Consider the following 10,009-nt stretch of genomic DNA (forward strand, 5'->3'; position numbering starts at 1 on the left):
CACGAACATCCACGAACCGCGCGAGCGGGACCGGCATACCCCCGAGTGCCTGGTCCCGCTCGCGTTTTCGTTCACCCGCCCGCCCCCTTTCTTGCCGACAGGACACCCGAAAACCGAGAGGACACCGGATTCCGGGCGATTTCGCCCGGAATCCGGTGTCCTGTCGGTGAAAGGGTGTCCTCTCGGCAATCAGGAGGACTGCAGGTGGCGGGCCACCTCGGTCGCGTAGTAGGTCAGGATGATCTGCGCGCCGGCCCGCTTGATCGCGGTGAGCGACTCCAGAACCATGGCGTCGCGATCGATCCAGCCGTTCGCGCCGGCCGCCTCGATCATCGCCATCTCGCCACTGACCTGGTATGCCGCAACGGGCACGTCGCTGACCTCGCGGACGTCCCGGAGGATGTCGAGGTAGGGCAGCGCAGGCTTGACCATCACCAGGTCGGCGCCCTCGGCGAGGTCGAGCTGCACCTCGCGCAATGCGTCGGTGCGGTTGGCGAAGTCCTGCTGGTAGGTCCGCCGGTCGCCCTGAAGCTCCGACTCCACCGCCTCGCGGAACGGGCCGAACGCCGCGGACGCGTATTTCACGGCATACGCGAGGATCCCGACGTCGGTGTGCCCGGCCTCGTCCAGCGCACGGCGTATGACGCCGACCTGGCCGTCCATCATCCCGGACGGCCCGACGAGGTGCGCGCCCGCTTCGGCGTGCGCGACCGCCATCTCGGCATAGCGCTCGAGCGTGGCGTCGTTGTCGACCCGGCCCTGCGCGTCGAGCACACCGCAGTGCCCGTGCGAGGTGAATTCGTCCAGGCACAGGTCCGACATCAGCACGGTGTCGTCACCGAGCTCCTCCCGCAGACGGCGGAGGGCGACATTCAGGATGCCGTCGGGATCCGTTGCGCCGGAGCCGGTTTCGTCACGTTGTGCCGGCACGCCGAAGATCATCAGCCCGCCGACTCCCGCGTCGACCGCTTCACGTGCGGCCTTCACCAGCGAGTCGAGGGTGTGCTGGTCGACGCCCGGCATCGACTGCAGCGGGACCGGGGCCTCGAGGCCCTCCTTGACGAACATCGGCAGCACCAGCTCGGCCGGGTGCAGCCGCGTCTCGGCGACCAGCCGGCGCATCGCCGGCGTGGTGCGCAGCCGTCGGGGACGGGCCGAACCCGCGGGCAGGGCCCACGGGTTCCGGCTCGGTGCACGGTGTCGGGCGGCGGCCCGGGTCGGGGCGACCTCGCTCATCGCGACGCCTTCGCCTTGCGGCGGGAGGAGGCCTTCCGCTCACTCGGGCGACGCACCTGTTCGCCGTTCTCGGCGGCGGTGAGCGCCAGGCCACGGCCGTAGTCCGCGAGGGCGTCCACCAGTGCCTCGGCACTCGGCTCGGCCGCCAGCACGTCGACCCGCAGGCCGTGCTCCTCGGCGGTCTTGGCGGTGGCCGGGCCGATACAGGCGATGACCGTGGTCGCGTGCGGCTTGCCCGCGATGCCGACCAGGTTGCGGACCGTCGAGCTCGAGGTGAAGCACACCGCGTCGAACTTGCCGGTCTTGATCGCCTCGCGCACCTCGGGTGCCGGCGGAGCCGCGCGCACGGTCCGGTATGCCGTGACGTCGTCGACCTCCCAGCCCATGTCCTGCAGGCCCGCGACCAGCGTGTCGGTGGCGATGTCGGCGCGCGGCAGGAAGACCCGGTTGATCGGGTCGAGCACGTCGTCATACGGCGGCCAGTCCTCGAGCAGGCCCTTGGCGGACTGCTCGTTGCTCGGCACCAGGTCGGGCTCCAGGCCCCACTCGCGCAGTGACTCGGCCGTCACACCGCCGACGGCGGCGATCTTCAGTCCGGCGAAAGCCCTTGCGTCCAGGCCGAATTCGACGAACTTCTCGCGTACGGCGCGGACCGCGTTGGCGGAGGTGAAGCCGATCCACTCGTAGCGACCGGTGACCAGGCCCTTGATCGCGCGCTCCATCTGCTGCGGGGTCCGCGGCGGCTCCACGCTGATGGTCGGGACGACATCGCTCGCTGCGCCGTGCGCCGCGAGGCGGTCGGTCATCGTGCCGGACTGCTCCTTGGTGCGCGGCACCAGGACGTTCCAGCCGAAGAGCGGCTTGGTCTCCCACCAGGACAGCTGCTCGCGCAGGCCGACGACCGAGCCGACGACCGCGACGACCTGACCGGTCAGCGGCTGCGCCTTCAGCGCTGCGGCGACCCCACCGAGGGTGGTGACGCGCGTTGCCTGACGGATGGTCGTGCCCTCGGTGCTCAGCGAGACGGGGGTGTCCGCGTCGCGACCGGCGGCCAGCAGCTTCGCCAGGCCGGCGGGGACCGAGTCGGCGGTGCCGAGGACGACCGCGGTGGCGTCGTTCGCGACCGCACTGCTCCAGTCGGTCTTCTCGTCGGCCGCGGACAGCACGTGCACCGTGCGGGCGCCGCTGCCCACCAGCGGGATGCCGGCGTATGACGGCACCGCGCTGACCGCGCTCACGCCCGGCACGATCTCGAAGGGGATGTCTGCCTTGTGGCAGGCGATCGACTCCTCCGCGAGGCCGTTGAAGGTGGCGGGGTCGCCGTCCATCAGACGCACGACCAGCCCGACGGTGTCGTCGGTGCGTGCGGCCGACTTGGCGGTCCGCACGACCAGCTTCGCGCGCGATGCGGTGGTGAGGGTCTGCCCCGTCTCGCCGTGCCCGGCGTCGACGATCTCGACGTCCTCACGGGCGAACTGCGCGACGAAGTCCTCCCGAGCGATCTGGTCGATGATGATCACGTCGGCCGCCCGCAACAACGTGGCCGCGCGAACGGTGATCAGTGACGGGTCGCCCGGCCCGGAGCCGATGAAGGCAACCTGGGGCAGGGTCTTGCGGGTCTTTGTTGTGCTCACTTCTTCACGCTCCGCGGCGCTGGGGGGTGTTGGACGGTGATGGGATCTGGGTCACTTGAAGGGTCCCTTGATGTGTCCCTTGGTAAGAGTCCGCCGGGTGCCGGCTCTGGTGCTTGCTCATCCGGCCGGAACGCTTCCAGCGCTCCGTCGGCGAGCAGTAACTCCGCGACGTCGTGACCGAGTTGCTCTGGGTCGTCGAACGATCCGGTCAGTGACCGCCGCAGGTCGAAAGTGCCGTCGGTGCGACCGACGAACGCGCGCAGCGAGATCTCCAGGCTGCCGTCGACGTCCTCGCTGACCTCCGCGAGCGCCCCCAACGGCGCGGAGCAGCCGGCCTCGAGGCGAGCCAGCACCGCTCGCTCGGCGGTGACCGCCGCGCGGGTGTCCGGGTCGTCGAGTTGCGCCACGACCTCGCGCAGGGCGTCGTCGTCGCTACGGATCTCCAGGGCGAGCGCGCCCTGCCCGGGAGCGGGCAGCATCTGGAGCGGGTCGATGGACTCGGTGATCTCGTCGAGGCGGCCGACCCGCGACATACCGGCGCGGGCCAGCACGATCGCATCGAGCTCACCGTTGCGGACGAAGTCGATCCGGCGGTCGATGTTGCCGCGTATGGCGCGAAACTCCAGACCGAGGCCGAGCGCCGCCAGTTGGGCGACGCGCCGCGGAGAGCCGGTGCCGACGACCGCACCCGCCGGCAACTCACCGAGGGTCAGCCCGTCGCGAGCGATCAGTGCGTCGCGTGCATCCTCCCGAGCAGGTATGGCGGCAATCGTCAGCCCCGGAGCCGGCGCCGTCGGCAGGTCCTTGAGGGAGTGCACCGTCAGGTCGATCCGATTGTCGCGCAACGCATTACGGATGGCGGTGGCGAAAACACCGGTGCCGCCCAACTGGGCGAGCGGAGCGCGGTTGGTGTCTCCCTCGGTGACGATCTCGACGATCTCGATCTCGTGGCCGAGTGCGCGCAACCGGTCGGCGATCAGGCCGGTCTGGGTCAGCGCGAGGTTGCTGCGGCGCGATCCGATGCGAATCAGGCTCATCGCTGCTCACCGCCTGCGGGAACCTCGCCGTGCGGGATCTGCGCGACGCGGGACTCGTGCGGGTCCAGGTCGAAGAGCATCCGCAGCAGCGCGGCGTAGTCCTGGCCGCCCTGCTCCTCACCGGCGAGCTGCTTGATGCGCACGGTCGGTGTGTGCAGGATCTTCTCCACGACACGGTGCACCGTCATCTGCACCTGTGCGGCGTCGTGCTCGGACAGGTCGGCGCGCTGCTCGAGCCGGGTGAGCTCGGCAGCCACCACATCGGCTGCGCGCTTGCGCAACTCGGCGACGGCCGGTGCGACGGCTGCGGCCCGGCGGGCGACGAGGAACTCCGCGACCTCGGCACTCACCAGGTCGTGGGCGGCCGCCACCTGGGTCTTCTCGGCGTCCTCGGCGACCGCCGCGCTGAGGTCCTCCAGCGAGAGCAGTGCGATGCCGGGCATCGCCGCCAGCTGCGGATCGATGTCCCGAGGCAACGCGAGATCGACCAGCAGAGTGGGGGTTTCGGACAAGGTCACGTTGTCGGCATCGAGTACGTGACCGACCGCGCCGGTGCAGGAGATCACCAGGTCCGCGTCCGCGACGGCCGCGGTGAGGTCTGCCCAGTCGCGGGCGACTCCCCCGGTCGCCTGCGCGAGGCGAGCGGACTTGGCGGGCGTGCGGTTGATGATGGTGAGGTCGCGGACTCCGGCGCGTGCCAGCGTGTGTGCGGCCAGGCCGCTCATCGCTCCGGCTCCGACGACCAGTGCATGCTGCTGCCCCAGCTCGCCGAGAGTGGACTGCGCGACGACCAGCGCCCGCTCGACCAGGGACCGGCTGACGGTGTCGATGTCGGTCTCGGTGTGGACGCGCTTGCCGACGCGCAGCGCGTGCTGCATGAGGGCGGACAGCGACGGGTCGAGGTGTCCACCGTCCTGCGCAGCACGCAGCGCCTCGCGCAACTGGCCGAGGATCTGCGCCTCGCCGACCGCGACCGAGTCGAGGCCGGAGGCGACCTGGAAGGCGTGGGCCACGGCACGGTCCTCGAAGTGCACGTAGAGGTGGTCGCGCAGCTGCCCGACTGCCAAACCGGTTGTGGCCGCAAGAGATTCGGTGATGCCGGTGACGGCGCCGTGGAAGGTCTCGACGTCGGCGTAGATCTCGACGCGGTTGCAGGTGGACACGACGACCGTGGCGTTGACGTGTTCGTTCAGCTCGAGCGAGGTCACCAACCGCTCGGTCTGCTCGTCGGTCAGCACGACCTGTTCGAGGAGGTCGACACCGGTCGTGCGGTGCGACATACCGATGACGATCAAACTCATTGCGCCGCCCCCTCGATCTCGTCGTCCCGGCCACGTTGCTCGTGGAAGGCGAGGATCTGCAACTCGGTCGCCAGGTCGACCTTGCGGACCTCGACGCCGTCCGGGACGGTGATCACGCACGGGGCGAAGTTGAGGATGGACCGCACCCCGAGCGCGACCGCCTGGTCGGCAGCCTGCTGCGCGGCGTGCGGCGGGGTGGCCAGCACCGCGATGATGCTCTCGGGTGCTTGCGTGGCGAGTTCGGCGAAGTCGATGACCTGCAGGCCGGCGATCTCGGTGCCGATCACGGCCGGGTCCTCGTCGACCAGCCAGCGGACGCTGAAGCCGCGGGTCGCGAAACCGCCGTATGCCGCGAGCGCGTGACCCAGGTTTCCCATGCCGATGATGGCAACGGACCAGTCGTGGTGCAGGCCGAGCTCGCGGGAGATCTCCTCGGAGAGACGGCCGACGTCATACCCGACACCACGCACGCCGTACGAGCCGAGGTGGGACAGATCCTTGCGCAATCCGGTCGAGCGAACACCTGCTGCCTCGGCGAGCGCCTCGGAGGAGACGACCTCGACCCCGCGCGAATCCAGGGACACGAGAGCACGCAGATAGAGGGGTAGCCTGGCCACGGTGGCTTCCGGGATCTCCCGGCGGGCGGCCGATGCGGTGCTCACGTTCGCTCCGACTCCTCCATGCACTGCGGGACAGGCGTATACCAAACGCCGGCCACAGAGGATCAATGACCCCCTGACTCTAGGTCTTTGTGAACGCAGGCACAAAGTCGCGAATTCCCGGCAAAAGTGCTAGACGGGGGTGGCCACACGTCCGCGAGGTGCTCGTGATAGCGACGGTGCGCTGTTGGCGCGTTGTCAACAGGCGGTGCGGCAACGGTTTCGATGACTGAACACCCGTCTCGCGGACCGGACGCCCGGCATTTCGTCCGCATCGTGGGCCCCACCACGGATCGGGGAACGCGCGCGGCCTACCTCCGCGACCCTGGCAACCTGCTTGTCGGCGTATGCCGCGACGCCTGACTCCATGCCGAGAGGACACCCGATGCACCGAGAGGACAGGCGATTGGGCCGATTTTCGCCGAAATCGGCTGTCCCTTCGATCAAAGGGTGTCCGCTCGGCAAATTGAGCGGGCGGCGATGCGGGACTCAGCGGTTGCCGAAAAGCTTCCGTCGGGAGAGCGCCTTGCGCAGCCGGGCCTCGTCGACGCGCCAGTAGTCGTGCTGCTTGCCGTCCACGAGGGTGACCGGGATCTGTTCGGCGTATGACGCCATCAGCTCGGGCTCGTCGAGGACGCTCCGCTCGACGAAGCTCTCCCCCGTGTCGGCACAGACCCGCTCGATGATCGCGCGTGCGTCATCACACAGGTGGCAATCGGGCTTGCCGATGAGCGTGATGCGGGGATTCGACATGCGGGGCACGGTCAGAAGAAGACTGAACGGCGTTGCAACAGAAGCGAATACAGCGACTGCTGGATGTTCTCGCGGACCTGGTCGGTGAGGTCGAAGACCAGCATCGGGTCGTCAGCGGCCGCGGCGCCATAGGTGTCGGTGTTGACCGGCGCGCCGAACTCGATGATCCACTTGCTCGGCAGGGGGATCAGCCCGGCCAGCCCGAGCAGCGGGAAGAACGGCGTCACCGGGAAGTAGGGGAAGCCGAGCACGCGCGCCAGGCCCTTGACGTTGCCGATCATCGGGAAGATCTCCTCGGCGCCGACGATCGCGCACGGGATGATCGGCACCTCGGCCCGCAGCGCGGCGGACACGAAACCGCCGCGCCCGAACCGCTGCAGCTTGTAGCGCTCGGAGAACGGTTTGCCGACGCCCTTGAAACCCTCGGGGTAGACGGCGGCCAGCTCGCCGGCGGCGAAGAGCCGCTCGATGTCGGGGTTGGAGGCCAACGTGGTGCCCGACTTGCGGCTGAGCTCGCCGATCAGCGGGGACTCGAAGACGAGGTCCGCCCCGAGCATTCGCACGTGCCGGTGCTTCGGGTGCTCGTCATGTATGGCGACCTGGGTCATCAGGCCGTCGATCGGCAGCGTGCCGGAGTGGTTGGCGACCACGAGGGCCGCACCCTCGTCCGGGATGTTCTCGATGCCGCGGACCTCGACGCGGAACCACCGCTTGTAGAGGGGCCGCAGCAACGGCAGCCACACCTGGTCGGTGAACTCGCGATCGAAGCCGAAGTCGTCGATCTCGTAGTCACCGGTCAGCCGGCGACGCAGGAACGCCAGCGCCTGCGCGATGCGGCGCTCCAGGTCGTCGCCCTCGATGCCCACGAGATCGCCGGCCCTGCGCAGGCCCTCGACCAGGACATTGACGACACCTGCGAAATCGGCAGCGCTCGATCCGTGGAAGTCCGGTGCCTCCGGCGGGTCGGGCACGACCCGCAATGACGGCACGCTGCCGGCCGGCGCGTGCTCCCGCTGCGCGGACGTGCGCCGGGCGGCGGCTCCGATGTTCTTGCGGGACGGGCGGCTGCCGGTCGCTGCAGAGGTATGACGGGGGCCGACCGCCGGAGCAGGTGTCCGCTGCTCGGCGGGGGCGGGCTTCTTCGACGGAGCAGCCTTCTTGACCGGAGCCGCCTTCTTCGCGGTCGCCTTCGTGGCCGGGGCCGTCGCGGTCTTCTTCGCGGCGGCCTTCGTGGTCGGCGACTTCTTCGCCGCGGTCTTCTTGGCGGGGGGTTTCACCGCTGCGGACTTCGCCGCGGACTTCGCGGCGGTACGGCGCGGCCCGGTGCTCTCACCGGTCCCGGTGGGCTGCTCCTCAGACACGTGCTTCTCCCAGCTTGGCGGCGTGACGACGGCCGGGCGCACCGAGGACGTCGCGGAATGCGTCCCGAGTGGTGTACTGCGGCGTGAAGTCGAGCATGGTGTGCATGCGGGTGGTGTCCATGCCACGTCCGAATTGCAGGAACTGCATCTGCTCGGCATCGAAAGCCCCACTGCCGCCGAGCATTCCGGACAGCTGCTGCATCATCGGCGCGGTCTGGGCGAGCACCGGAATCACCGGTTTGCCGGCGATGCGGGCTGCCAGACGCACCGTGAGCATGCCGTCACCGGCGACGTTGATCGTGCCGGACAGGTCCTCGGCGTTGGCCGTGCGCTGCAGCACCGCGACGGCGTCCTCGATGTGCAACACCTGGAACCGGCCGTCGAAACCCAACGGCACCGGAAGCGCCGGGAGCGAGAAGTAATCGGAGAACGTCGTCCGCAGGCCCTGGCCGACGAGGTTCGCCATACGCAGGATGGTGACGTCGATGTCGGGACGGCGCCGGGCGAGCCCACGCACGTAGGTCTCGACCTCGACCGAGTCGCGGCCGAAGCCGCCGGTCGGATTGCGCCGGGCGCCCATGTCCTCGGTGAACATCGCCGGGTCCCGCGGTGACGCACCGTAGATGGAGGACGACGACTTGACGATGAGCCGCTCGACGGAGTCGGCCTTCTGGCACGCAGCGAGCAGCTGCATGGTGCCGATGACGTTGATCTCCTTCTGCAGGGTGCGCCCGCCGGCCTGCTTCGGCGTCATGATCACGCCGAGGTGCAGGACGGTGTCGACCTTCTCCTGCGCCAGGATCTTGCCCATGATCGGGTTGCGGATGTCGGCCCGGATGAAGTCGGCCCGGCCGAGGCTGTGCAGCGGCGGAACCGTGTCGATCGCGATGACGCGCTCGAGCGTGGGATCGGCCGCGAGCGCGCGGCACGTCATACCTCCGACCAGCCGGGACACCCCGGTGACCAGGACAACCCGACCCATTGGCCCTCCTCGGTAACGACAACCCTGACTGTGTGCCCGATCCTATCCGGCGACCTGTGCACCACGCAGGTCGGACGATATGGCGAAGCCCCGGTACGGCGTCGTGCCGTCCGGGGCTCCTACGCGTCGATGCGCCTACTTCTTGTTGCGACGCTGGTGACGCGTCTTGCGAAGCAGCTTGCGGTGCTTCTTCTTGGCCATCCGCTTACGGCGCTTCTTGACGACTGAACCCATGCGTACGCTCTTCCTGAATCTGCTGAATGGAACCGGTGGGCTGTGGCGCCGCAACCGGCACGCGAAGCCTTGATGTCATCGCATCCGCACTGGGACGCGATCCGCCGCCCAAGGCTACGCCATGGGCGGGACCGCCGACGAATCGAGGGCGATCACGGGACCGTCGCGGTCAGGCCGTGCCCATGTAGGACTGGCTGAGATATTCCGAAACCGCATCCTCGGGCACCCGGAACGATCGACCGACCCGCACGGCGGGCAACTCGCCGGAATGCACCAGCCGGTAGACCGTCATCTTCGAGACCCGCATGATTGCGGCGACCTCGGCGACGGTCATGAATGTGACCTCGCCCGGCTGACGCTCTTCGGCCATGGCAGTTGCCAACCCTTCTTTTGACGACACGTGTGTCGACCCCGAGCCGTGGGCCGCTCCCGGCGTCCCACAGGTGTTCTGGTGGGCAACGATAGAGGGTCAGGAGTGTCTGTGGAAAGTCTGAGCGTGCGAAATGTCCACCTGACACGCCGATACAGGTGAGAAAAATGTGGCGATCCGGCTGTTGCGCCGCATGTTCCAGGCGTTGCAGGTGTGATCTGGCGCCCCATCCCGAACCGACGACCGTTGCCGGTTGTGCACGCCTCGGACATCGAAACCCGTACATAACCGACAACCGTTGCCGGTTATGCACACCTCGAACACCGAAACCCGTACCGAACCGACAACCGTTGCCGGTTATGCACGTACGGCGACGGCGCACGATAAGCCAACCGCACGCCAAGCGGACCGCCGCGAAGACGACGACCGGAATTGTGGCCGG

Annotated in this window: 10 protein-coding genes; all 10 read right to left on the reverse strand. The window is 68.8% G+C overall.

Annotated features, from left to right (window positions below; all coding sequences use genetic code 11):
• Window positions 1-189: 189 nt before the first annotated feature.
• Window positions 190-1,236, reverse strand: a complete 1,047-nt coding sequence (gene hemB, locus VG502_RS08675) for a porphobilinogen synthase (protein ID WP_325549637.1) — start codon at window positions 1,234-1,236, stop codon at window positions 190-192.
• On the reverse strand, window positions 1,233-2,870 hold the full coding sequence (locus VG502_RS08680; RefSeq protein ID WP_325549638.1) for a bifunctional uroporphyrinogen-III C-methyltransferase/uroporphyrinogen-III synthase: 1,638 nt from the start codon (window positions 2,868-2,870) through the stop codon (window positions 1,233-1,235). The genes hemB and VG502_RS08680 overlap by 4 nt, the downstream gene beginning before the upstream one ends.
• Complete coding sequence (gene hemC, locus VG502_RS08685; RefSeq protein WP_325549639.1) at window positions 2,867-3,907, reverse strand: hydroxymethylbilane synthase; 1,041 nt, start codon at window positions 3,905-3,907, stop codon at window positions 2,867-2,869. Before hemC ends, VG502_RS08680 begins: the two co-directional genes overlap by 4 nt.
• Window positions 3,904-5,208, reverse strand: a complete 1,305-nt coding sequence (locus tag VG502_RS08690; RefSeq protein WP_325549640.1) for a glutamyl-tRNA reductase — start codon at window positions 5,206-5,208, stop codon at window positions 3,904-3,906. Before VG502_RS08690 ends, hemC begins: the two co-directional genes overlap by 4 nt.
• Window positions 5,205-5,870, reverse strand: a complete 666-nt coding sequence (locus VG502_RS08695) for a redox-sensing transcriptional repressor Rex (protein WP_325549641.1) — start codon at window positions 5,868-5,870, stop codon at window positions 5,205-5,207. Before VG502_RS08695 ends, VG502_RS08690 begins: the two co-directional genes overlap by 4 nt.
• Window positions 5,871-6,356: 486 nt before the next feature.
• A complete protein-coding gene (locus tag VG502_RS08700; RefSeq protein ID WP_325549642.1) occupies window positions 6,357-6,620 on the reverse strand; it encodes a glutaredoxin family protein in 264 nt (87 codons plus the stop codon).
• A gap of 11 nt (window positions 6,621-6,631) precedes the next feature.
• Entirely contained in the window at window positions 6,632-7,981 is a 1,350-nt protein-coding gene (locus VG502_RS08705; RefSeq protein WP_325549643.1) for a lysophospholipid acyltransferase family protein, read from the reverse strand.
• Entirely contained in the window at window positions 7,974-8,963 is a 990-nt protein-coding gene (locus VG502_RS08710; RefSeq protein ID WP_325549644.1) for an NAD-dependent epimerase/dehydratase family protein, read from the reverse strand. Before VG502_RS08710 ends, VG502_RS08705 begins: the two co-directional genes overlap by 8 nt.
• Before the next feature lie 135 nt (window positions 8,964-9,098).
• Window positions 9,099-9,197: a 30S ribosomal protein bS22 gene (locus tag VG502_RS08715; RefSeq protein WP_082775156.1), complete on the reverse strand. Its 99-nt coding sequence runs from the start codon at window positions 9,195-9,197 to the stop codon at window positions 9,099-9,101.
• A gap of 169 nt (window positions 9,198-9,366) precedes the next feature.
• Window positions 9,367-9,567, reverse strand: a complete 201-nt coding sequence (locus VG502_RS08720) for a helix-turn-helix domain-containing protein (protein ID WP_325549645.1) — start codon at window positions 9,565-9,567, stop codon at window positions 9,367-9,369.
• Window positions 9,568-10,009 lie beyond the last annotated feature (442 nt).

Source organism: Flexivirga sp. (assembly GCF_035551235.1).
GTDB lineage: Bacteria > Actinomycetota > Actinomycetes > Actinomycetales > Dermatophilaceae > Flexivirga.